Here is a 23,088-nt window from a genome sequence, read left to right as displayed (position 1 = left end):
GGCCTCCGTCACAGGTCAGGAGGCCGCCGACGTGGCGACGAGGACGAGTTACGGAGCCTCCCAGGGGAGCGCGGCGACCCGGCGCCGGATCTCGTCCACGCGCGTCGTCGCGTGGGGGAGGGCGGCCCCGTCGACGGACGCGACGGCGACGATGCCGATCGAGTTGACGAGGAACGCCCCGGCGAACGTCGGCACGTCGTCCAGGTGCACGGCGCCGGTCCGGGTCGACGTCGTCTCCTCGACGAGGGCGAGCCCGGTGCCGCGCAGGCGCGGCGCGTCGGGCCAGACCACGTCGCCGTCCGCCCCGAGGAAGCCGATGTTCGCGACCGTCGACTCCGCGACGGCGCCGCCGGGACCGACGAGGAGCGCGTCGTCGTACCCCTCGCGCCCGACCTGCCGCGCCCACTGCGCCTGCGCGAAGCCGCCCAGGTGCTTGAGGTGCGCGAACGGTCGCAGGTACGGCACGGAGCGCAGGCGCTGCGGGGACCGGGGCGGGAGCCGGGGCTCGCCCACCTGGACGGCGACGCGCTCCGGGTCGCGCAGCACGATGCGGACCGAGGCGTCGTCCTGACCGGCGAGCGCGTGCCGAAGGAGCCTGCGGACCCGGTCGCCGTCGAGCGGCTGCCCGAAGATCTCGCGGTGCGCGGCCTCCAGCCGCGTCAGGTGGTGGCCCAGTCCCTGAACGCCGCCGCCACGCACCTGCATGGCGGTGAAGTGGCCGTCCGTGGACGCGACCTGCTCGGCCGTCGCGGGGCGGCCGTCGACCTCGATACGCACGCCTGCACCGTAGCGCGGGCGGGCGACGGCGTCAGGCGCGGGTGCGCAGCTTCAGGACGGCGTTCGCAGTGGCCCAGGCGAGGCAGCCGGCGCCCACGAGGTGGATGCCGACGAGCAGCTCCGGCAGCCCGGTGAAGTACTGCACGTAGCCGACGAGGCCCTGCGACAGGGTGACCGCCAGCAGCAGCCACGCGGCCTTGCGTGCAGCCGCGATCCGGGGCCCGGCGGGTGCCCGGTGCAGCAGGACCAGCAGCGCCACCAGCGTGAGCAGGAACAGCCACACGCTCGCGGAGTGGGCGCGGGTCATCGTCAGCGGGTCGAGCGCGAGGCGGTAGCCGACCTCCGTGTCGCCGGAATGCGGGCCGGAGCCCGTCACGAGGACGCCGAGCGTGACGACGGGGATCAGCAGCAGGCCGAGCAGGGCTCCCGCGGTCGCGACGCCGCGACCCGCGACGCGCTGCGGAGGCCCGTCGCCCTCGCCGTGCCGGTGCAGCAGGTACGCGCTGAACCACACGAGCGCCACCGAGACGCCGAAGTGGAGGGAGACCCAGCCCGGGTGCAGGTGCAGCAGCACGACGATGCCGCCGATGACCGCCTGGGTGAGCACGCCCGCCAGGGGCACGATGCCCAGGGCCCGGTACGACTCGGACCGGCGCCGGTCGGTCCACACCAGGACCAGCACCATGACGCCGATGACGCTCAGCACGCCCGTCATGGTCCGGTTGCCGAACTCGACGAAGGAGTGGATCGAGGACGCCTCGTGGAAGACGGGCGTGAAGTGCCCCGGCTCGCACATCGGCCAGGTGGAGCAGCCGAGCCCGGAGTCGGTGAGGCGGACCGCGCCGCCCGTGCCGATGATGAGGATCTGCCCGATGACGTTCGCCAGCAGCACGCCGCGGGTCCAGGGGCGGAACCGGGCGAGACGGTCGGGGCGGTCGGTCCGGTCGGGCGTGGCGCCCGCGCCAGCCTCGGGGGCGGGCACGGCGGGGCTCGGCGAGGTCACGTGTCCACGGTATCGCCAGCCGCACGCCGCTCCGGCGCCTCCGGCGGCCTCGCGGTGTGACCTTGGCCCGGGTCGCGCAGCCGTCAGGGCGACGGCGTCACTGCCAGCGGAAGAAGCGGGCGGCGGCCCAGGAGAACAGCGCGGTCCAGGCGGCGAGCACGCCCAGCGCGAGCGCGGGCACACCGGTCCCGAGCAGCGCGCCGCGCATCGCCTCGCCGAGGGCGCCCGAGGGCAGGAAGGTCGCGAGGTGCTCGAGCGGGCCGGGGAGCTGCTCCGGGGGCACCAGCAGCCCGCCTCCCACGACCAGCAGCACGAGGACGAGGTTGGCGAGCGCCAGCACGCCCTCGGCGCGCAGCGTGCCAGCCAGCAGGAGCGCGAGCGCGGTGAAGCACGCCGTGCCGAGCAGGCCCACGCCGATCGCCGGCAGGATCCCGCCCGTGGCGGGCTGCCAGCCCAGCGCGAGGGCGACCGCGCCGACGACGACGACCTGCACCACCTCGACCGCCAGGACGCCGAGCAGCTTGCCGGCGAGCAGACCGCCGCGACCGAGCGGCGTCGTCGCCAGGAGGCGCAGCACGCCGTTGCGGCGGTCGAACGCGGTGGCGATGGCCTGCGAGGTGAACGCCGTCGAGACGCAGGCGAGGGCGAGCACGCCCGGCGTGACGAAGTCGATGCGGGCCAGGCCGCCGGTGTCGATCTCGACGACGCTCGTGCGCGTGAGGCCGAGCAGCACCAGGACCGGCAGCACGATCGTGACGAGCAGCTGCTCGCCGTTGCGCAGCACGGCCCGCGTCTCGAAGCCGGTCTGGGAGAGCACGCGCCGCCACGCCGGGGCGGCGAGGGCAGGGGCGGGGGCGCTGGCCCCCGTGGTGGTGGTCATCGCAGGTGGCGTCCCGTCAGGTCGAGGAAGACGTCCTCCAGCGTGCGCCGGCCCACGGTCAGCCGGCTCGCGAGGACGTCGTGGTCGGCGAGCCACGCGGTGAGCACCGCCAGGGTGCGCGGCCCGACAGGGCCGGCGACGACGTAGGAACCGGGCTGCGGCTCGGTGACCGTCCAGGGCCCGCGCTCGGCCGTGGCGTCGGGGGCTGTGGCGTCGAGGGCTGCTACGACGGCGGCGGGGTCGAGGCCCGCGGCGGCGTCGAAGCGCAGCGTGCGGTCGTCCTGGGCGTCGGGGTTGAGGAGCTCGGGCACCGAGCCGCTGGCGATGACGCGGCCGTGGTCGACGACGTGCACGCGGTCGGCCAGGTCCTCCGCCTCGTCCATGAGGTGCGTCGTGAGGACGACGGCGGTGCCCTCGTCGCGCAGCTCGCGCACGAGGTCCCACACGGCGTGCCGGCTCTGCGGGTCCATGCCCGCGCTCGGCTCGTCGAGGAAGACGACCTCGGGCCGCCCGACGACCGCCGTCGCGAGGGACAGCCGCTGGCGCTGGCCGCCCGACAGGCGCCGCACCGTGGTCCGGGCGAACGAGCCGAGGCCGAGACGCTCCCCGAGCTCTCCGAGGTCCCGCGGCGCCGCGTACATGGAGGCCACGTGGCGCAGCACCTCGCCGGCACGGGCGCCGGTGGGCAGCCCGCCGTCCTGCAGCATGACGCCGACCCGGGGGCGCAGGTCGCGGGCGTCGGCGACCGGGTCGAGGCCGAGCACGCGCACCGTCCCGGCGTCGGGGGAGCGCAGGCCCTCGCAGCACTCGACGGTGGTGGTCTTGCCCGCGCCGTTCGGGCCGAGCACCGCCGTGACCGCGCCCGCGTCGGCGACGAGGTCCAGACCTGCGACGACGTCGCGCCCGTCGTAGCGTTTGACCAGGCCCTGCACGTGGACGGCGGCACGGCCGGATGGCGCGATCGAGGTGGGCACCGGAAGATTCTACGGACGTCGCCCGGCCGGGCGGCGCACGGTCCTTCGACCCGAGGAGCACGACGGAGATGACCTTCTACGCGTTCACGCCGCCCCAGGACGTCGCCGCCCTGGCGCGGCGGCTCTGGTACTGGCCGGTGGTGCGGGGCGTGCTCGCGCTGCTGTTCGGTCTGCTGGCGATCTTCTGGCCGGACAAGACCCCGACGGTGCTGGTCCAGGTCTTCGGGGTGTTCGTGCTGGTGGACGGCCTCGTGAGCATCGTCGACGGGATCCGCCGCCGCGGCACGTCCGCAGGCTCGGTCAACACGGGCATCGGCATCGTGGCGCTGGTCTTCGGCGCCCTCCTGCTGCTCCTGCCGAAGGTGTTCCTCGGCGTCGTGCTCATCCTCGTGGCGATCTGGGCGCTGATCTTCGGGCTGCTGCAGCTGTTCGTCGTGCCGGCCATGCGCCGCCGCGGCGGGGCGTCGTGGGTGTGGAACCTGCTCGCCGGCCTGCTGCTGATCGCGCTCGCGGTGGTGTGCTTCGCGAACCCGTCCGACGCGATCGTGGGCCTGTCCATCGTCATCGGCGTGTTCGCTGTGGTCATCGGGATCGTGATGATCGCCCTCGGGATCAAGCTGCGCCAGCTCGGGCAGCAGGGACCCGGCGGCGGCGCAGGCGGCCGCCCGGGCGAGGTCATCGAGGGGCGCATCGTCACCGACGAGTGACGTTCGCGACATCTGCCCGGCGACACCGCCCCGTGGGCCCCCGGTGAGGCATGCCTTGCTTGACATCCTGGATTACGCAACAAGGATGTTCTCTATATCGACGTCACCGGTGGCTGAGCCATGCAGCGAGGCCCGCCCCGGCCGTCCACGAGCCGCACGGGGGTGAACGCATGCCGACGAGCACGACCGACCGCACCCCCGCGCCCCGCGCCGTCGTCGCCCCGATGGCCCTCGACGGCGCCACCGAGGCAGACGGCACCACGCGCCGCCGCGTCCTCGAGCTCGTCGCCGGCGAGGGCCCCGTGACCGCCGGCGAGCTGGCCGAGCGGCTCGGGCTCACGCCCGCGGCCGTCCGCCGGCACCTGGCGTGTCTCGAGGACGACGGCACCATCGCGGTGCACGAGGCCGGACCGTCGTCCGGCCGACGCGGGCGCCCCGCCCGGCGGTACGTCGTCAGCGCGCGCGGGCAGTCCGACCTCGCCGGGGGCTACTCCGAGCTCGCGGCCCAGGTCATGCGCTACCTGCGCGCGTCGGGCGGCACGGAAGCCGTGGCGCGGTTCGCCGCCGACCGGTACGACGCCGTCGTGGCGCGGTACGCGCCCCGTCTCACGGCCGCCGACCCGCAGGAGCGGGCGGCGCAGCTCGCCGAGCTGCTCTCGGCCGACGGCTACGCGGCCTCGGTCCGGCCGGTGAGCGGCCCGCTGCTGCCGACCGTCCAGCTGTGCCAGGGTCACTGCCCGGTGCAGCACGTCGCCGAGGAGTTCACCGAGCTGTGCGAGGCCGAGGCCCGCGCGTTCTCCGAGCTGCTCGGCACGCACGTCCAGCGCCTCGCCACGATCGCGGGAGGCGCGCATGCGTGCGTCACGAACGTCCCGATCGTCTCCAGCCCGACCTCCCCCCAGAACCTCCCCACCCCGGCCCACCGCACCCGCGGCACGCAGGAAGGAACACGATGAGCGCTCCCACCCAGGACGCCGCCCAGGCGGCATCGGTGCAGGGCACCGAGAAGCGGTCCGATGACGAGATCATCGACTCGATCGGTGCGTACGAGTACGGCTGGCGCGACAGCGACGCCGCGGGCGAGGCTGCGCAGCGCGGCCTGAACGAGGACGTCGTCAAGAACATCTCCGAGCTCAAGAACGAGCCCGAGTGGATGCGCAAGGCGCGCCTGAAGGCGCTGCGCCTCTTCGACAAGAAGCCGATGCCGAACTGGGGCGCCGACCTCACCGGGATCGACTTCGACCGGATCAAGTACTTCGTGCGCTCCACGGAGAAGCAGGCCGCCAGCTGGGAGGACCTGCCCGAGGACATCCGCGCCACCTACGACCGGCTCGGCATCCCCGAGGCGGAGAAGCAGCGCCTCGTGGCCGGAGTCGCCGCGCAGTACGAGTCCGAGGTCGTGTACCACCAGATCCGCGAGGACCTCGAGGCCCAGGGCGTCATCTTCGTGGACACGGACACGGGCCTGCGCGACTACCCGGAGCTGTTCCAGGAGTACTTCGGCACGGTCATCCCGGCGGGCGACAACAAGTTCGCCGCGCTGAACTCGGCCGTGTGGTCGGGCGGCTCGTTCGTCTACGTGCCGCCGGGCGTGCACGTGGAGATCCCGCTGCAGGCCTACTTCCGCATCAACACGGAGAACATGGGCCAGTTCGAGCGGACGCTGATCATCGCGGACGAGGGCTCCTACGTGCACTACGTCGAGGGCTGCACCGCGCCGATCTACTCGAGCGACTCGCTGCACTCCGCGGTCGTCGAGATCGTCGTGAAGAAGAACGCCCGCGTGCGCTACACGACCATCCAGAACTGGTCGAACAACGTGTACAACCTGGTGACCAAGCGCGCCACGGCCGCCGAGGGCGCCACCATGGAGTGGGTCGACGGCAACATCGGCTCCAAGGTCACGATGAAGTACCCGGCGATCTACCTGCTGGGCGAGCACGCCCGCGGCGAGACGCTGTCCATCGCCTTCGCGGGCGAGGGCCAGCACCAGGACGCCGGCTGCAAGATGGTGCACGCCGCGCCGCGCACGTCGTCGTCGATCGTGTCGAAGTCCGTCGCCCGCGGCGGCGGCCGCACGTCGTACCGCGGCCTGGTGCAGGTGCTCGAGGGCGCCAAGCACTCCGCGTCGACCGTGCTCTGCGACGCGCTGCTCGTCGACCAGATCTCCCGGTCCGACACCTACCCGTACGTCGACGTCCGCGAGGACGACGTGTCCATGGGGCACGAGGCGACGGTCTCGCGGGTGAGCGAGGACCAGCTGTTCTACCTCATGTCCCGAGGCATGGAGGAGACCGAGGCGATGGCCATGATCGTGCGCGGGTTCGTCGAGCCCATCGCGCGCGAGCTGCCCATGGAGTACGCGCTCGAGCTCAACCGCCTCATCGAGCTGCAGATGGAAGGGTCCGTCGGCTAAATGACTGCGCAGACCATGACTACCGATCACTCCCGCGCCGTGGCCGACGGCGCCCACTCCCACGGCGTCGTCCCGGCGGGCTCGCGCGCCGAGCGCAAGACGTCGTTCGACCTCGCCGACATCCCCGTGCCCACCGGGCGCGAGGAGGAGTGGCGCTTCTCGCCGGTGGCGCGGCTGCAGCCGCTGTTCGGCGAGGAGCACGGCGTCGGCGGTGTCCTCACGGGCGTCGTCGAGGCCCCCGAGGCCAAGGTCGAGATCGTCGGCAAGGACGACCCGCGCCTGGGGACGACGGGCAAGCCGGGCGACCGCACCGCCGTCACCGCGTGGAACGCCGCGACCGAGGCGACCGTCATCACCCTGCCCGCGGAGGCCGTCGCCAGCGACGGGACCTCGGTGCGCGTCGAGGGCGCGACGAAGGACCTCACGGCCCAGCACCTCCTGGTGCACGCCGAGCACCACGCCGAGGGCGTCGTCGTCATCGACCACCGCGGCGACGCGACGCTCAACCAGACCGTCGAGATCGTCGTGGACGAGGGGGCGCACCTCACGGTCGTCTCGGTCCAGGACTGGGCCGACGGCGCCGTGCACGCCTCCAGCCACCGCGCCCGCATCGGCCGTGACGCGAAGCTCAAGCACGTCGTCGTGACCTTCGGCGGCGACGTCGTGCGCATCACGCCGGACGCGACGTTCACGGGCGAGGGCGGCGAGGTCGAGATGGTCGGCCTGTACTTCGCGGACGCGGACCAGCACCAGGAGCACCGCCTGTTCGTGGACCACGCCGTGCCGCGCTGCAAGTCGCGCGTCACCTACAAGGGCGCCCTGCAGGGCGCCGGCGCGCACGTGGTGTGGGTCGGTGACGTGCTCATCCAGGCCGAGGCCGAGGGCACCGACACGTACGAGCTCAACCGCAACCTGGTCCTCACCGACGGCGCCCGCGCCGACTCGGTGCCGAACCTGGAGATCGAGACGGGCGAGATCGAGGGCGCGGGGCACGCGTCGGCGACCGGCCGCTTCGACGACGAGCAGCTCTTCTACCTCATGGCCCGCGGCATCCCCGAGGTCGACGCCCGTCGTCTCGTCGTGCGCGGCTTCTTCGCCGAGCTGATCGACGAGATCGGCGTCCCGTCGGTCGAGGAGCGCCTGCTCGCGTCGATCGAGGCCGAGCTGGAGAAGTCGATGAGCGCCATCACCGGCGTCGCGGAGTGACACGGCGATGACCTCTCAGCTGGCCTGCATGGCCGACGACCTCGCCCCCGAGGAGGCCATGCTCGTGGAGCTCGACGGCGCGGACGGGGCCCCGGTCCCGGTCGCCGTCGTGCGCGACGCCGACGGCGACTGGCACGCCCTCTCGGACATCTGCTCGCACGGACAGGTCTCCCTGTCCGACGGGGAGGTCGAGGGCTGCCTGGTCGAGTGCTGGCTGCACGGCTCGCAGTTCGACCTGCGCACCGGCAAGCCGGTCCAGCTCCCCGCGACGCAGCCCGTGCCGGTGTACCCGGTGACCGTGGACGGCGACCGCATCCTCGTGGACGTCGACGAGCGGCTCGCCGTCGCGTCCTGACCTGCCTCAGACTTTCGCAACACAGACCTGGAGACACGAAGCATGCCCACCCTGGAGATCCGCGACCTGCACGTCAGCGTCGAGACCAAGGAAGGCGCCAAGCCGATCCTGCGCGGCGTCGACCTGACCATCAACTCCGGCGAGACGCACGCCATCATGGGGCCGAACGGCTCCGGCAAGTCGACCCTCGCCTCGGCCCTCGCCGGCCACCCGAAGTACACGGTGACCTCGGGCACCGTCACGCTCGACGGCGAGGACCTCCTCGCGATGACCGTCGACGAGCGCGCCCGCGCTGGCCTGTTCCTCGCCATGCAGTACCCGGTCGAGGTGCCCGGCGTGTCCGTGGCGAACTTCCTGCGCACCGCCAAGACCGCCATCGCCGGCGAGGCCCCCGCCCTGCGCACGTGGGGCAAGGAGGTCAAGGGTGCGATGGAGAACCTCCGCATCGACTCGACCTTCGCCGAGCGCTCCGTCAACGAAGGCTTCTCCGGCGGTGAGAAGAAGCGCCACGAGATCCTGCAGATGGAGCTCTTCAAGCCGCACTTCGCGATCCTCGACGAGACCGACTCCGGCCTTGACGTCGACGCCCTGCGCGTCGTCTCGGAGGGCGTGAACCGCGCCAAGTCGAACACCGACGTCGGCGTGCTGCTCATCACGCACTACACGCGCATCCTGCGCTACATCAAGCCGGACTTCGTGCACGTCTTCGTCGACGGCAAGATCGCCGAGGAGGGCGGCCCCGAGCTCGCGGAGCAGCTCGAGGAGAACGGCTACGACAAGTACGTCGGCACCGGCGCGACGATGGCCTGACCTCCTCTCGGGGAAGTCACCAGGAGCCGTCACCAGGAGGACAGCATGACCACCACCGACACCGTGCGCCCGTCGCTCACCGCGGCGGAGCTCGCGGCCGTGCGGGCGGACTTCCCGCTGCTCGGGCGCACGGTTCGGGGCGGTCGGCCGCTCGTCTACCTGGACTCGGCCGCGACGTCGCAGAAGCCGAACGTGGTGCTCGAGGCCGAGGTCGACTTCTACGAGCAGCGCAACGCCGCCGTGCACCGCGGCGCGCACCAGCTCGCCGAGGAGGCGACCGAGGCGTTCGAGGGCGCCCGGGCCGCTGTCGCGGGCTTCGTCGGGGCCGACGAGGGCGAGATCGTCTGGACGCCGGGCGCGACCGCCGCGATCAACCTCGTGGCCTATGCGTTCTCCAACGCGACGGCCGGGCGCGGGGGAGCGGCGGCCGAGCGGTTCCGCCTGGCGCCGGGAGACGAGATCGTCGTCACCGAGGCGGAGCACCACGCCAACCTCGTGCCGTGGCAGGAGCTGTGCGCCCGCACCGGCGCCGTCCTGCGCTGGTTCGGGGTCGACGACGAGGGACGGATCGACCTGTCCGACGTCGCGAGCGTGATCACCGACCGCACCCGAGTGGTGGCGTTCGGCCACGTGTCGAACGTGACCGGAGCGATCGCCCCCGTGGTGGAGCTGGTCGCCGCCGCGAAGCGAGTCGGCGCGCTCACGGTGCTCGACGCCTGCCAGTCCGTGCCGCACCTGCCCGTGGACCTGCACGCCCTGGACGTCGACTTCGCGGCCTTCAGCGCGCACAAGATGCTCGGCCCCACGGGCGTCGGCGCGCTCTACGGCCGGCGGGAGCTGCTCGAGGCGATGCCGCCGGTCACGACCGGCGGGTCGATGGTCGAGCTGGTCACCATGGCCGAGACCACCTACGCCCCGCCGCCGCAGCGGTTCGAGGCCGGTACGCAGATGGTCGCCCAGGCCGTGGGCATGGGCTGTGCGGCGCAGTGGCTCGACGAGCTGGGCATGAACCGCGTGGCCGAGCACGAGCGCGAGCTCGCAGCCGAGCTGGTGCGCATCGAGGAGATCCCCGGCGTGCGGATCATCGGCCCGGCCGACGCGCGCGACCGGCTCGCCGTCGTGTCGTTCGTCGTCGACGGCGTGCACGCGCACGACGTCGGGCAGGTGCTCGACGACAAGGGCATCGCGGTCCGCGTGGGGCACCACTGCGCGCAGCCGCTGCACCGCCGGTTCGGCGTGGCGGCGACGGCGCGCGCGTCGGCCTCCGTGTACACGACGGCCGAGGAGATCGCGGCATTCCGGGAAGCATTGGCGGGCGTGCGCGCGTTCTTCGGTGTGGACTGACGTAGGCGGAGAGGACAGCAGTGAGCTCGCTCGAGCAGATGTACCAGCAGGTGATCCTGGACCACGCGAAGCGCCCGCACGGGCGGGGCCTCGTGGACGCGCCCGCCGACCACCGGTCGGGGGAGTCGCACCAGGTGAACCCGACCTGCGGCGACGAGATCACGCTGCGTGTGGACGTCGACGGCACCACCGTGTCCGGCGTGTCCTGGGAGGGTCAGGGCTGCTCCATCTCGCAGGCGTCCGCCTCCGTGATGACCGAGCTGGTCACCGGGCACGACCTGGCCGACGTCGCCCGCCTGGACGGCGTCTTCCACGACCTCATGGCGTCGCGGGGCAAGGGCCTCGACGACGACGAGGCGCTGGACGCCATCGGCGACGCGAGCGCGTTCACCGGCGTCTCGCAGTACCCCGCCCGCATCAAGTGCGCGCTGCTCGGCTGGGCCGCGCTCAAGGACTCGCTGGCGCGCAGCGGCGCGCTGAGCTGAAGCCGACCTGAACCTGAGCCTGAACCTGAGAGGACACGATGACCGAGAACACGACCGACGCGGCCGCCCCGCCCGCCGCGGCGCCGACGCCCACCACGGCCGCCGACGTCGAGGAGGCCCTGCGCGACGTCATCGACCCTGAGCTGGGCATCAACGTCGTCGACCTGGGCCTCGTCTACGGCATCCAGGTGGACCAGAACAACATGGCCACCATCGACATGACGCTCACGTCGGCGGCCTGCCCGCTCACGGACGTCATCGAGGACCAGGCCGGCACCGCGCTGGAGGGTCTCGTCGACGGCTTCCGCATCAACTGGGTCTGGATGCCGCCGTGGGGCCCGGAGAAGATCACCGACGACGGGCGTGAGCAGCTGCGGATGCTGGGCTTCAACGTCTGATCGCGAGTCCGCCGTGTCGGATCGGCGAAGGTCTCGCCCTACCGGGCGAGACCTTCGTGCTTTCGTCAGGCCGGCGGGTCTTGCTGGCGGGCCGACCGGTGCCGGGAGCCGACTCTGCTTCAGGCGCCGGGTCGGCGCAGCCCGCGACGGAACGTCACGGCATGGCAGGTGCGTACCCGCGATCCGTTGCTGCGGCGGGTGGACACGCCGGCAGTGAGGCCAGCCCACGGGCGAGCAGCGTCACTTCGGTCCCGACGACGACGAACGACGCGCCCGCCTCGCGGCAGGCCTCGGCGACGAGGGGGTCCGACGCGTCGACGCCGACGACGCCTCCTGCCGCGCGCACCTCGCGGACGGTCCGGAGCGCCGCAGCCACGACGTCCGGGTGGGCGTGACCAGGCCGCCCCAGGGCGGCGGCGAGGTCGGGCGCGTCGAGGAGGACGCCGGACACACCGTCCAGGGCGACGAGGTCGGCGACCGCTGCCGCGACGGCGGGGGTGCCGACCTGGACGAGCACGGTGCCGCGCCCGCCGGTCGCACGCCGTACGACGCCCGCGACCTGCTGCGCGCCGTCGACCGAGCCGACCGGGACGACGAGGTCATGGACGCCGGCCTCCAGCAGTGCGCGCAGCGTCGCGTCGTCGGCCGCCCGGACCGCCGTCGTCACCGGGTAGCCGCGCGTCGCGCGGACCTGCACGACCGCGGACTGGACCGCCGCCCTGGTGCCGCGCGGGTCGTACTCGGTGTCGACGAGCAGCAGGTCGAGGCCGGAGTCCGCGCACGTCTCGGCGAGCAGTGGGCTCCCGCCTGCCAGCCACAGCCCGGTGAGGGCACCTTCGGCTCCTGCGGCGGCGAGGCCGCCCGCACCGCCGCGGCCGTCGTCGCGCATCAGTGCAGGCCCAGGAAGGCTTCGAGGGTGGGCGGCGTGGCGTGCAGCAGCGGCTCCTGCACGGGCTCGCCCGGGAACTCGCTCGCCTCGAAGAACCAGCGTTCCGATGCCGGCATGCCCCACTGCTGCGCGCGGCGCGGGTCGCTCACGTCCCACCGGATGGCCTCGCTCTCCAGGTCGATGAACTGGTAGTGCGTGGTGAACAGCTCGATGCGGTGCTGGTCGGGATCGCGCACGTAGAGGAACAGGGCGTTGCTGATGCCGTGGCGGCCGGGGCCGCGGTCGATCTCGTGCCCCAGGCCGAGCGATCCGGTGACGTCGGCGGCGTGGATGAGCGACGTCGCGTCCGGCACCGTGTACGCGAAGTGGTGCAGGCGCGGCCCGCGCCCATTGGTGAACACGAGGTCGTGCGTGTTGCCCTTCACCTCCATCCAGGTGCCCCAGAGCTCGTCGGTGCCGTCCTCGCGGTACTGGCCCGTGTACTCCGACATCCGCATCCCCAGCCCGGTCCAGAACGCGGTGGCGCCGCGCACGTCGTGGGTGACGGCCTGGAAGTGGTCGATGCGCTGCGGTGCGCCGGCGCGGAAGTCGTGGAAGTCCGCCATCTTGCGCGGCACCAGGTCCATCGACAACGTGAGCTCGACGTGCGTGCCGACGGCGTCGCGGAAGCGCAGCGTGGGCCCCTGGTGCGGGCGCTCGACGCGCTCGTGCTCGACGCCGGTCGCGGCGAAGTGCCGCTCGGCGGCGACGACGTCGGCGTCGGTGCGCACGCGCAGGCCCAGGCAGACAGCCTTCGCCTCGGCGGCCTGCTCGAGCACGAGGCTGTGGTGGGCGTCCTCCTCGAGCCCGCGGAGGTAGACGGCGTCGTCGGTCTCCGCGGTGACGACGAGGCCGATGACGTCGCGGTAGAAGTCGCGGCTCGCGGCGAGGTCGGTGACGGCCAGCACGACGTGGCTGGCGCGCGTCAGCGTGAACGGGGGAGCGGGGGCTGCGGTCGGAAGCATGCCTCCGAGTCTGGTGACGCGAGGCGGCCGGCGGAACTACCGATGTCCTGTGGGAGGCATACACCGGACATATGACGGGATGCTCGCCTACCATCAGAGGCTATGGAGCTGCGTCACCTGCGGTACTTCACCGCCGTCGTGGAGGCCGGGTCGATCACGGCCGCGGCGGCGCGCCTGCACCTGTCGCAGCCCCCGCTGAGCGTCGCGATCTCGAAGCTCGAGGCGGACGTCGGCGTCCCGCTGCTGGTGCGCACGCCGCGCGGCGTGGAGCCCACGAGTGCGGGCCGCTACCTGCTGGACGCGGCGTCGCGCGTGCTGGGGGAGGTGGACGACATCGTCGCGGCGCTGGGCCGGTTCGGTGCGGGCACCGCGGGATCGCTGACCGTGGCCGCCGTGCCGGTGCTGATGTGGCACCGCCTGCCCGCGCTGGTGCGGGCGCACGCCGCGGCCGCGCCCGACGTCGAGGTGCGCCTCGTCGACCCGCCCCCGTGGACGGCGATCGACATGCTCCAGCAGCGCACCGTCGACGTCGCAGCGGTCATGGTCGCGGACCCGCGCCGGTTCGTCGCCCGGCACGGCGGCGTGCTCGACGTCGTCGACTGGGGCGAGGTACCGCTCGTGGCGGCGCTGCCGCCGGACACGCCCGATGCCGGCGCCGAGGGCGAGGTGCTCCCGCTGCGCGCGTTCGACGGTGAGCTCCTGCTGCTGCCGCGCCGTACCGCCGCCGTGCCCAGCCTGCCCGAGGCGGTGGAGGCGGCGCTGCGCCGGTGGGGGGTGACGCCGTCGTCGATCCGGACGGTGGAGACGATCCAGTCGGGGATCCCGCTGATCGAGGCGGGGGTGGCCCGCGCGATCCTGCCCGACCCGGACCAGGCGAGCCTCGCGCGGTTCGACCTCACCGTGCGTCCGATCGAGCCCGAGCCCGCGGGATTGCGCGCACTGGTGCTCACGCGGCCCGGCGCCGCGGCGCGCGACCCCAAGGTGGCACGCTTGCTGGAGACCATCCGCGGAACCCTGCCGGATCCTGTGTGATCTCCGATATGATTCCCGGGACGACTGACGACGGGGCGGTCCGCCCGCGCGACGACGCGACAGGGCACCGCCGACCCACCGAGGAGGCACCTGTGGCCGTGGCCGTGAGCAAGGCCGAGCAGTGCTACGAGATCCTGCGCAAGGGGATCATGGAAGGCACGTTCGCGCCCGGGCACCGGCTGGTGATCGACCAGCTCGTGCGCGACTACGGCATCAGCTCCGTGCCTTGGCGCGAGGCGGTACGCCGGTTGGAGGCCGAGGGCTGGGTCGACATCGTGCGGAACGCCGGCGCCGTCGTGAAGACGTTCGACACGGGGTCCTGGGAGCGCACCATGCAGCTGCTCGCCCGGCTCGAGGGCTACGCCACCGCGCTCTCCGCCCCGAACCTGTCGGCCGAGGACCTGGAGCGCGCCCGCATCCTCAACAAGGAGATGGCGGCCGCCCTGGCGAACTTCGAGCCCGCCCGGTTCGGTGCCCTCAACCGCGAGTTCCACCAGCTGCTGTGCTCCCGCTGCGACGACGAGCGCCTCGCCGGCCTGGTCGAGGACGAGTGGACGCGGCTCGAGCTCATCCGGCGCTCCGCGTTCTGGTACGCGCCCGGCCGCGCGCACGCGTCGCTCGCCGAGCACGACGGCCTCGTCGACCTCATCGAGGGCGGCGCCGACCCGGACATGATCGAGACCGCCGCCCGCCGGCACGAGCTCAACACCGTCGTGGCCATCGCCGAGCACGAGGCGCAGCTGGCCGAGTCCTGAGGCGCGAGATCGAGGTAGCAGACGCGAGGTCGACCCACCGTGGGTCGACCTCGCGACGGGTACCTCGATCTCGGCGCGGCGCTCAGCCGGCGTGCTGCGTGACGTAGGCGCGGCCGTAGTCGTTGCCGTGCGGGATGCGCAGGGTGGTGTGCACGTGGAAGCGCGCGGGCCGCTGGTTGCTGAGCCAGACGCCGGCGTGGTGGTCCAGCTCGGTGAGCACGACGGGGCTGTGCACGCGGAGGTAGAACGGCTGCGTCCCGTCCGTCGCGCCGTACCAGGACACGAACGTCTCGGCGCGGTGCGCGTCGACGTCGGCCATGGTCAGCGCGCGCTGCGGGGCCGCGAGCAGGAGGAAGGCGTCCTCGACGATCGCGCGGAGCGTGCCCCACTGGTCGTCGGTCAGGGCGTCGGCGCGCAGGCCCTCGTACGGCACCACCCGGTTGTCGCGGAAGGCGCCGGCGACGTGCCGCTCGTCCGCGGGGTGCAGGCGGCCCTCGGGCATCGCCGGGTCCAGCACGGACGCGTAGACGACGGCCTCGGCACGCTGGTCCGCCGTCCACGACGCCGCCAGCTCCAGTGCGAGCCGCCGGCGCACCGCGAAGAGCGGGGGGCGGGCGCCGTCGGACTCCGCGGGCTCGGCCCCGAGGAACACGGGCGCGACGACGTGCCGGCCCGCCACTGACACGAAGCTCACCGCCACGTGGTGGCCGAAGAGCTGCCAGCCCCACGCGCCGTCGGGCGAGGGCTCGCCAAACAGCGCCACCCAGTAGCTGCGCTCGTTCATGAGGTCGGGCAGGCCCACGAGGTCGCCGAGGAACGCGTTGAGACCCATCGCCTCGCGGACGCGCGCGTACCCCTCCGGGCTGAGCGAGGCCGCCACCATCGCGAGGGCGGCGTCGGCCGTCTCAGCGGGGAGCTCCTCCAGCCGCAGCCCCGTGCGGTGGATGACGAACTCCGGGTTGCTCCACGCCCGCCACTCCCGGGCGTCGACCGCGTGCGAGACGGCGTCCCGCTGCCCGTCGTCGAGCAGGCCCAGGAACCGTCGCGCGGCCGCGGAGGGCGCGGGGTCGACGTCGGCCACGGGCTCGAGGCGGTGCACGTCGCGGACCGCGCCGTCGGTGGTGATGCCGACGAACGGCGCGTCGTACAGCGCGCGCCACGACGCCAGCAGCTCCTGCACGAAGCCGGGTTCCCGCTTGCGGGCCGAGAACTCCTCGTAGCCCAGGCCGCGCCACTGCGCGAGCACCGGGTCGTCGAGCTCGTACAGGTGGTCGCGGTAGCTCTCCGTGCCGAACGTGGGCGCGTCGGCGCCCGTCGTGACGCGGGCGGTGGAGAAGAAGTCGTCGAGCTGCTCGGTCATGCCGCCTCCTGAGCCGTCGTGGCCCCGGCTGTGGCGGCGCGGGCCGTCACGGCTCGCCGTGCGGCACGCTCGGCGCGGCGCTCCTCCCGGCCCTCGGGGTGGGACGCGGGGCTCGCTGCGAGCAGGGACCGGGTGTACTCGTGTCGCGGGTGGTCGAGCACCTGCCGCGTCTCGCCCTGCTCCACGAGCTCGCCGCCGCGCAGCACTCCCACGCGGTGCGCGACGTGCCGCACGACGCCCAGGTCGTGCGTGATGAACAGGTAGCTGACGCCGCTCGCGGACTGCAGGTCGGTGAGCAGCGAGAGGATCTGGGCCTGCGTGGACAGGTCGAGGGCGCTGACCGCCTCGTCGCACACGACGAGCCGCGGTCCGAGCACGAGCGCCCGCGCGATGGCGACCCGCTGCAGCTGCCCGCCGGACATCTGGGACGGGTACCGGGTCAGGTGCTCCGTCGTGAGGCCCACCTGCTCGAAGGCCTCGGCGGCCCGACGACGCCGCTCGTCCCGGTCGCCGAGCCCGTGCCGGGCCAGCGTCTCGGTGAGCGCCCGGCCCGCCCGGTGTCGTGGGTTCAAGGACGCGGCCGGGTCCTGGTAGACGGCCTGGACGTCGCGCCGGTAGGCGAGCGGAGTGCGTCGTCCTAGCGTGGCGACGTCCTGGCCGTCCACGAGGATCGTGCCGCCGCTGACGTCCGCCAGCCGCAGGATCGCGCGGCCGGTGGTGCTCTTGCCCGAGCCGGACTCGCCGACCAGCCCGTACGTCTCGCCGGGCGCGATGGTGAAGCTGATGCCCTTGACGACGGTGAGGGCGCGTCGGCGCCACCCGGCCGCGCCGGCGACGTCGTAGTCCACGCGCAGGTCGCGGACGTCGAGCAGGGGAGCGTCGCCCTGAGCCGTGCCGGTCGCGGTGCCGGTCATGCGGTCACCTCCGCGTCGTGGTGGGAGTCGTGGTGGGAGTCGTGGTGGGTGTCGTGGGTGTCGATATCGGCGTCCGCCGTCGGGTGCGCGGCCAGCAGCGCCGCCGTGTACGGCTGCTGCGGGCGGTCGAAGAGGTCGACGACGTCCGCGACCTCGACGAGCTCGCCGCGGTACAGCACGGCCACGCGGTCGCAGGTCTCCGCGGCGACGCCGAGGTCGTGCGTGATGTTGACGATCGCCATGCCGAGGCGGTCGCGCAGGTCGAGCACGAGGTCGAGCACCTGGCTCTGCGTCGTGACGTCGAGGGCCGACGTCGCCTCGTCGAGGATGAGGAGGTCGGGCTCGCCCGCCAGCGCGATCGCGATGGCGACGCGCTGCGCCATGCCGCCGGAGAACTGGTACGGGTACTGGTCGAGCCGGCGCTGCACGTCGTTCACGCCGACGAGGTCGAGCAGCTCGGCCGCCCGGGCCCGCGCGTCGCGCCGCGACAGCGGGTGGTGCGCGCGCAGCACGTCGACGAGCTGGCGGCCCACCGTGTGCACGGGGGAGAGGTTGGCCTGCGGGTTCTGGAGGACGACGCCGAGCCCCGTCCCACGCACGGCCCGCAGCTCGCGCTCGGAGCAGCCCGCCAGCTCGGTGCCGTTCAGGCGGATCGAGCCGCCGGTCAGGCGCACGCCCGGCGGCAGCAGCCCCAGCACCGCCTTCGCAAGCATCGACTTGCCCGAGCCCGACTCGCCCAGCAGGCCGAGGATCTCGCCGCGGCGCACCCGCAGGGAGACGCCGTGCACCAGCGTGACGGTGGAGCCGTCCGGGCGGTCTGCGACGATCGTCGCGTCGCGGACGTCGAGCACGGCGGCGTCACTGCGGTCGTCGTCGGCATCGCCGTCGGCCGCGGCCCTGCCTGGTCCGACCGGGGCGGTGGCGACGGGCGGGGCATCGACCGCAGCGACGTCCGCCGTGCCGTCTGCGGCGGACGCTGCCGCGCGCACCTCCGCGAGCGTGGGCGAGGCGGGCGGCCGCTGGCGGCCGAGCAGCGCGGTGCGCCGCCGGCCGGTGGTCCGGCGGCCGGACAGTGCGTCGTTGATGCCGTCGCCGAGGAGGTTGAACGCGAGCACGGTGAGCAGGATCGCGATGCCGGGGGCCACGGCCATGAGCGGCTGGTCGGCCTGGTGCTCCGCGGCGACGCCGAGCATGCCGCCCCACGACGGCTGGTCGTCGCCCAGCCCGAGGCCGAGGAACGACAGCGCCGCCTCGACCTTGATCGCCGAGCCGAGGAAGACGGCGGCCTGCACGGCGAGCGGGCCGGCGAGATTCGGCAGCACCTGGCCGAACACGATCTGCCGCTCGCGCAGCCCGGACACGTGCGCCGACTCGACGTACAGCTTCTTGCGCTCGGTGAGCGTGATGGCCCGCGTCATGCGGGCGAAGTTCATGCAGAACACCAGCCCGATCGCGAGCACCAGCACGGCCATGCCGCGGCCCAGGATCGCGATGACGACGAACCCGACCATGAGGCCGGGCAGCGCGTCGGCGATGTCGAGCCCGCGGGAGCCGATCCGGTCGTACCAGCCGCCCTTGTACCCGAGCACGAGCCCGATCGGCACCCCGATGAGCATCGCGACGAGCACCGATCCGCCCGCCACGACCAGCGCGGTGCGGGCCCCGTAGATCAGCTGGCTGAGCAGGTCCTGGCCGAGGTCGGCGGTGCCCAGCGGGTGGTCCGCCGTCGGACCGGACAGGGGCGCGTCGAAGTCGGTGGCCTCCGGCGCGTACGGGGCGAGCAGCGGCGCCGCGACCGCGACGACCACGAGGACGGCGACCACGACGACGGCGAACAGCGTGGACGGCTGACGGCGCAGCCGGTGCCACGCCTGCGCGACGCCGCGCGCCTGCGCACCGGCGGGGGACCGGTCGGCGGGGTCGAGGATGACGGCGTTGCTCACTGGGGCCTCGCTTGCGGGTTGATGAGTCCGTAGCAGATGTCGATCACGAGGTTGACGACGATCACGAGCGTCGCGGTGACGAGCACGACGCCCTGCACGACGGGGAAGTCCTGCCCGATGACGCTGGTGAGCATGAGGCTGCCGAGCCCGGGCAGGGCGAACACCTTCTCGACGACGAAGCTCACGCCGATGAGGATCGCGAAGGTGACGCCCGTCGAGGCCAGGACGGGCACGAGGGCGTTCTTCACGCCGTAGCGGGCGATCTGCGTGCGGCGGGGCACGCCCGCCGCGGTGAGGGTGTCGGCGTACGGGGCCGACATCGAGGTGACCATCGCGGCCCGCGTCTGGCGGGCGATGATCGCGCCGCCCGTGACGCCGAGGGCGAGCGACGGCAGCACCAGGCCGCGGAGCCAGGCGAGCGGGTCCGCCGTCAACGGCGTCCAGGCGACGATCGGCACCCAGCCGAGCTGCACCGCGAAGACGGTGGTGAGCAGCAGCCCGAGCCAGAACTCGGGGATCGCGAGCCCGAGCACCGTGCCACCCGTGACCAGGCGGTCGGCGAGGGTGCCGGGGCGGGTACCGGTGAACACCCCGGCGCCCACCCCCAGCACCAGCGCCACGACGATGCCGCCCACCACGACCGACAGGGTGGCCGGGAGCCGCTGCGCGAGCAGGTCGGTCACCGGCATCCCGGCGCGGAACGACGTCCCCAGGTCCCCCGTGAGCAGCGCGCCGAACCACTCGACGAACCGCTCCAGCGGCGGCCGGTCGAGGCCCAGCTGGGCCTCGACGTGGGCGATCGCCTCGGGGGTCGCGGACGTACCGAGCATCGCGGCGGCGGGGCTGCCGGGCACGAGGTACGTCAGGGAGAACACCAGGATCGAGATGACCAGGAGCTGCGGGACGGCGAACAGCAGCCGGTAGGCGACGAGCTTGCCCATGTCAGCTCGCCGGGCGCAGCGCGCGGTAGTTCACGAGGTTGGTCTCCCACGGCTGCGTGGGCGCCTCGACGTCCGTCACGGTCGTCGTGTTCCAGGCGAGCAGCTCCTCCCCGGCCACGTGGGCGCAGGTCAGGGCCTCGTCGGAGATGATCTTCGTGACCTTCGCCCACAGGGCGTCCGCCTCGTCGCCGGTGCCGGCCGCGATGGCGGCGTCGGCGGCGGCCTTGAGCTCGTCGCTCTCGACGCCGGACGGGTTGCCCGGCGCGTCGGCGGAGAACCACGCCTTGTACCAGTCGAAGGGCGTCAGCTCGTCGTTGCCGCCGAGCCCGAGCGGGTACTTGCCGCTGTTCCACTCGGAGAAGTACTGGGGCGGCGGCGCGCTCTGCACGGTGACCTTCATGCCGATCTCGCCCATCTGCTCGGCGTAGATCTTCATCTGGTTCTCGTTGAACACGGTCGCGAGCATGTCGGCGTCGACGGGCGGGTTGCCGGCCGAGTCGTACAGCTCCTGCGCCTTCGCGGCATCGTGGGTGTATCCGGCGATGTCCGGGTCGTAGCCCTGCTCGCCCTCGGAGAAGTGCTGGGTGCGGACGGTCCAGTCCGGCTCGAGCTTGGCCAGCACCTCGGTGTCGATGGCGGTGCACGCCGCCTGGCGCACGGCGACGTCCTCGAACATCCCGCCCGGACCCCGGTCGAAGAAGATCGGGTTGTTGCGGATGGCGGGGTACGACAGGCGGTCGACGCCGGGCGTGCCGTCCAGGGTGGTGAACTGGTTGGTCTCGGTGTCGGTGAGGTCGATCTCGTCGTTGGCCAGCGCCGCCGAGGCCGCGTTGTCCTCCGGGATCGCGACGAGCTGCACCGTCTCGAAGCCCACCGGGTCGCCCCAGTAGTCCTCCGCGGGGCCGAAGACGAGCCGCGTGCCGGGCACGGACGCCGCCTCGTCGTACGCCCAGGGGCCCGTCCCGAGCGGGACCTGGGCGATGGTGCCGGCCTCGATCGCCTTCGGGCTCGCCATCGGTGCGGCCCGGGTGGTCAGCGTGGTGAGGAGGGACGGCGTCGGCTCGCTGAGGTTGAGCTTCACCGTGTGGTCGTCCACCACGTCGATCGAGGAGATCACCTGGAACGGCCCGGCGTACGGCCCGGGGGTGCTCTGCACCGTCTCGAGGTTGACCTTGACGGCCTCGGCGTCGAACGGCGTCCCGTCGTGGAACGTGACGTCGTCGCGCAGGGTGAGCGTGAGCGCGTCGTCGGTCTGCTCCCACTCCGTGGCGAGGACGGGCTCGATCTCGCCGTCCGCGCCGAGCGCGACCAGGTTCTCGTAGGGGATGCGCAGGAACCCGGCCTCCATCTCGGCGCCGGGGGCCCAGCTCTCGGGGAAGCCGCCCCAGTTGACCCGCAGGACGGAGCCGGGCACGGGGCCCGAGCCGCCGTTCGCGGCGGGGGAGGCGCCCGGGTCCTCGGCGGCACCGCCGGAGGTGCAGGCGGTGAGGCCCAGGGTGAGGAGTGCCGCGGTGGCGAGCCCGCGCACCAGGAAGGTCGGCCCGGGGCGCGACGTGGACTTCGGCGTGAACATCGACATGGTGGGGGCGCCTCCTTGCGCCGGCATGCACGGGTTCGAGGGGAGGCCTGGGCGGGGGCACCGGCGCTCGCGCCGGGCCCCGCTCGGGCGGGTCAGTCAGGCAGTCGGGTCAGATCGGGAGGTTGAACAGGCGGGCGGCGTTGCCCGCCAGGACGAGCTCGCGCTCGGCGTCGGTGATCTCCAGCTCGTTCTTGACGAACTCGACGCCCTGGCTCATCCAGCCGTAGAACACGGGGAACGAGGACCCGAACAGGTAGTGGTCGGCGCCGCCGATCGCGATCGCCGCCTCCACCTGCTGCTTGCCCCACGAGTGGGGGTGGGTCATGTCGAAGAACAGGTTGTTGTCGAGGTAGCTCTGGATCTTGTCGCCGCCCGTCGGGTCGAGGCGCGTGAGCGACTCCGCCTTGTTCGACGCGTGCGGCATGAGCAGCGCCTGGTTCGCGAACCAGTTGCCGCCGAACATGGTGTGGATGAAGCGCAGCCCGGGCATGCGGTCGAACATGCCGCTGAACAGCTCGCGCCCGACAGCGGTGGCCTGGTCGACGATGCGCCCGTACTCGCGGCGCAGGTTGGTGTAGTCGACGACCGATCGCCACTCCACCGGCAGCGGGGTGTGGTGCGCGATGACCGGGATGTCGAGCTTCTCGATCTCGCGCAGGTACGGCTCGAAGACCGGGTCGTCCAGGTAGAGCTGCCCGTAGTGGCAGGCGAGCTGGACGCCGACGGCGCCGAGGTCGATGCAGCGCTTGAGCTCGTCGATGTTCTCCTTGCCGCCCCACGGTGGCACGCACGCGGTGAAGAACAGCCGGCCGTCCGACCGCTTGACGATGTCGGCAGCGTTGTCGTTGACGGCCTTGCAGGTCTCGAGGTCGAGCCACTCCTGCCAGACGGGCACGCGCATGATGCCGTAGTCGACGCCGGCGTCGTCCATCGCGGCGAGCTTCGCCTCGGCGGAGTAGTCGCCCTCGACGTAGTTGAGGTTCTGGTGGCCCGCGGGCTTCTCCAGGATGAGGTGCTTCTTGCCGCTGGCCATCGTCTCGACGCGGGCGATCTCCCCGAAGCCGCGCGGGGCGCTGTTCAGGAAGCCGTTCAGGATCTTCTCGTTGGTGAAGAGGTCCTCGGGCAGGTGGTGGATGTTGATGTCGACGACGGTCATGTCGCTGGCTGCTCCCGTCTCTGCGGTCGTTCCCTGAAGCACATCGGCGTGCGACCCGCACCGGCGCGGTGGGCTCTTGCGTTCAGGAGGTTCACACGGCGCTCGCAGCATCGCGGGCGTCGTGCCTGTGGTACTCATGAGCGACCCGACGGATCGTCAG

The 23,088-nt window shown here is 72.9% G+C and carries 23 protein-coding genes; 11 read left to right on the top strand and 12 right to left on the bottom strand.

Going from position 1 to position 23,088, the window contains the following annotated elements; all coding sequences use genetic code 11:
• Positions 1 to 48: 48 nt before the first annotated feature.
• From ABZ493_RS09005 to ABZ493_RS08990, 4 genes are all read right to left on the bottom strand, one after another.
• A complete protein-coding gene (locus ABZ493_RS09005; RefSeq protein ID WP_430581827.1) occupies positions 49 to 777 on the bottom strand; it encodes an aminotransferase class IV in 729 nt (242 codons plus the stop codon).
• A 31-nt stretch (positions 778 to 808) separates the two neighbouring features.
• Positions 809 to 1,780, bottom strand: a complete 972-nt coding sequence (locus ABZ493_RS09000) for a COX15/CtaA family protein (protein WP_430581826.1) — start codon at positions 1,778 to 1,780, stop codon at positions 809 to 811.
• 97 nt (positions 1,781 to 1,877) lie between these two features.
• Positions 1,878 to 2,660, bottom strand: a complete 783-nt coding sequence (locus ABZ493_RS08995) for an ABC transporter permease (protein WP_430581825.1) — start codon at positions 2,658 to 2,660, stop codon at positions 1,878 to 1,880.
• Positions 2,657 to 3,634 (bottom strand): ABC transporter ATP-binding protein, encoded by a 978-nt coding sequence (locus ABZ493_RS08990; RefSeq protein ID WP_430581824.1) that lies wholly within the window; start codon positions 3,632 to 3,634, stop codon positions 2,657 to 2,659. The genes ABZ493_RS08995 and ABZ493_RS08990 overlap by 4 nt, the downstream gene beginning before the upstream one ends.
• Before the next feature lie 68 nt (positions 3,635 to 3,702).
• Between ABZ493_RS08990 and ABZ493_RS08985 the strand changes: the two genes are divergently transcribed.
• From ABZ493_RS08985 to ABZ493_RS08945, 9 genes are all read left to right on the top strand, one after another.
• Complete coding sequence (locus ABZ493_RS08985) at positions 3,703 to 4,341, top strand: DUF308 domain-containing protein (RefSeq protein WP_430581823.1); 639 nt, start codon at positions 3,703 to 3,705, stop codon at positions 4,339 to 4,341.
• A 170-nt stretch (positions 4,342 to 4,511) separates the two neighbouring features.
• On the top strand, positions 4,512 to 5,297 hold the full coding sequence (locus tag ABZ493_RS08980) for a metalloregulator ArsR/SmtB family transcription factor (RefSeq protein WP_430581822.1): 786 nt from the start codon (positions 4,512 to 4,514) through the stop codon (positions 5,295 to 5,297).
• Positions 5,294 to 6,757: a Fe-S cluster assembly protein SufB gene (sufB, locus tag ABZ493_RS08975; RefSeq protein WP_430581821.1), complete on the top strand. Its 1,464-nt coding sequence runs from the start codon at positions 5,294 to 5,296 to the stop codon at positions 6,755 to 6,757. Before ABZ493_RS08980 ends, sufB begins: the two co-directional genes overlap by 4 nt.
• Positions 6,758 to 7,963, top strand: coding sequence for a Fe-S cluster assembly protein SufD (gene sufD, locus ABZ493_RS08970; protein WP_430581820.1), 1,206 nt, complete (start codon positions 6,758 to 6,760; stop codon positions 7,961 to 7,963).
• 7 nt (positions 7,964 to 7,970) lie between these two features.
• The gene (locus ABZ493_RS08965) at positions 7,971 to 8,318 is read left to right on the top strand and encodes a non-heme iron oxygenase ferredoxin subunit (RefSeq protein WP_430551733.1); all 348 of its coding nucleotides are present in this window, start codon (positions 7,971 to 7,973) and stop codon (positions 8,316 to 8,318) included.
• A gap of 42 nt (positions 8,319 to 8,360) precedes the next feature.
• Positions 8,361 to 9,128 carry a Fe-S cluster assembly ATPase SufC gene (gene sufC / locus ABZ493_RS08960; RefSeq protein ID WP_430581819.1) on the top strand — a complete coding sequence of 256 codons (768 nt, stop codon included), beginning with the start codon at positions 8,361 to 8,363 and terminating at the stop codon, positions 9,126 to 9,128.
• 45 nt (positions 9,129 to 9,173) lie between these two features.
• Positions 9,174 to 10,472, top strand: coding sequence for a cysteine desulfurase (locus tag ABZ493_RS08955; protein WP_430581818.1), 1,299 nt, complete (start codon positions 9,174 to 9,176; stop codon positions 10,470 to 10,472).
• A 20-nt stretch (positions 10,473 to 10,492) separates the two neighbouring features.
• On the top strand, positions 10,493 to 10,957 hold the full coding sequence (gene sufU / locus ABZ493_RS08950; RefSeq protein ID WP_430581817.1) for a Fe-S cluster assembly sulfur transfer protein SufU: 465 nt from the start codon (positions 10,493 to 10,495) through the stop codon (positions 10,955 to 10,957).
• A gap of 38 nt (positions 10,958 to 10,995) precedes the next feature.
• The gene (locus ABZ493_RS08945; protein WP_430581816.1) at positions 10,996 to 11,355 is read left to right on the top strand and encodes a metal-sulfur cluster assembly factor; all 360 of its coding nucleotides are present in this window, start codon (positions 10,996 to 10,998) and stop codon (positions 11,353 to 11,355) included.
• A gap of 154 nt (positions 11,356 to 11,509) precedes the next feature.
• On the opposite strand, the gene ABZ493_RS08940 is transcribed toward ABZ493_RS08945, so the two are convergent.
• Entirely contained in the window at positions 11,510 to 12,244 is a 735-nt protein-coding gene (locus ABZ493_RS08940) for an aldolase/citrate lyase family protein (RefSeq protein WP_430581815.1), read from the bottom strand.
• On the bottom strand, positions 12,244 to 13,248 hold the full coding sequence (gene hpaD, locus ABZ493_RS08935) for a 3,4-dihydroxyphenylacetate 2,3-dioxygenase (protein ID WP_430581814.1): 1,005 nt from the start codon (positions 13,246 to 13,248) through the stop codon (positions 12,244 to 12,246). The genes ABZ493_RS08940 and hpaD overlap by 1 nt, the downstream gene beginning before the upstream one ends.
• Before the next feature lie 102 nt (positions 13,249 to 13,350).
• On the opposite strand from hpaD, the gene ABZ493_RS08930 reads away from it, so the two are divergent.
• On the top strand, positions 13,351 to 14,280 hold the full coding sequence (locus tag ABZ493_RS08930) for a LysR family transcriptional regulator (protein ID WP_430581813.1): 930 nt from the start codon (positions 13,351 to 13,353) through the stop codon (positions 14,278 to 14,280).
• A 92-nt stretch (positions 14,281 to 14,372) separates the two neighbouring features.
• Positions 14,373 to 15,035: a GntR family transcriptional regulator gene (locus ABZ493_RS08925; protein WP_430581812.1), complete on the top strand. Its 663-nt coding sequence runs from the start codon at positions 14,373 to 14,375 to the stop codon at positions 15,033 to 15,035.
• Positions 15,036 to 15,117: 82 nt separating this feature from the next.
• Here the strand turns inward: ABZ493_RS08925 and ABZ493_RS08920 are convergent, their stop codons facing one another.
• The 6 genes from ABZ493_RS08920 to ABZ493_RS08895 form a co-directional block, all read right to left on the bottom strand.
• Positions 15,118 to 16,395 carry a DUF3500 domain-containing protein gene (locus ABZ493_RS08920; protein ID WP_430581811.1) on the bottom strand — a complete coding sequence of 426 codons (1,278 nt, stop codon included), beginning with the start codon at positions 16,393 to 16,395 and terminating at the stop codon, positions 15,118 to 15,120.
• On the bottom strand, positions 16,392 to 17,309 hold the full coding sequence (locus tag ABZ493_RS08915; RefSeq protein WP_430581810.1) for an ATP-binding cassette domain-containing protein: 918 nt from the start codon (positions 17,307 to 17,309) through the stop codon (positions 16,392 to 16,394). Before ABZ493_RS08915 ends, ABZ493_RS08920 begins: the two co-directional genes overlap by 4 nt.
• On the bottom strand, positions 17,306 to 19,252 hold the full coding sequence (locus ABZ493_RS08910; RefSeq protein ID WP_430581809.1) for a dipeptide/oligopeptide/nickel ABC transporter permease/ATP-binding protein: 1,947 nt from the start codon (positions 19,250 to 19,252) through the stop codon (positions 17,306 to 17,308). Before ABZ493_RS08910 ends, ABZ493_RS08915 begins: the two co-directional genes overlap by 4 nt.
• Complete coding sequence (locus ABZ493_RS08905; protein ID WP_430581808.1) at positions 19,249 to 20,193, bottom strand: ABC transporter permease; 945 nt, start codon at positions 20,191 to 20,193, stop codon at positions 19,249 to 19,251. The genes ABZ493_RS08910 and ABZ493_RS08905 overlap by 4 nt, the downstream gene beginning before the upstream one ends.
• Before the next feature lies 1 nt (position 20,194).
• Positions 20,195 to 21,772, bottom strand: a complete 1,578-nt coding sequence (locus ABZ493_RS08900; RefSeq protein WP_430581807.1) for an ABC transporter substrate-binding protein — start codon at positions 21,770 to 21,772, stop codon at positions 20,195 to 20,197.
• 109 nt (positions 21,773 to 21,881) lie between these two features.
• On the bottom strand, positions 21,882 to 22,928 hold the full coding sequence (locus ABZ493_RS08895; protein WP_430581806.1) for an amidohydrolase family protein: 1,047 nt from the start codon (positions 22,926 to 22,928) through the stop codon (positions 21,882 to 21,884).
• Positions 22,929 to 23,088: the final 160 nt, after the last annotated feature.

Origin of the sequence: Isoptericola sp. NPDC019482 (genome assembly GCF_040632295.1) — a bacterium.
Lineage (GTDB): Bacteria > Actinomycetota > Actinomycetes > Actinomycetales > Cellulomonadaceae > Isoptericola.
The sequence above is the reverse complement of the archived record's forward strand: the minus strand, read 5'-3'. Positions and strand labels throughout refer to the sequence as shown.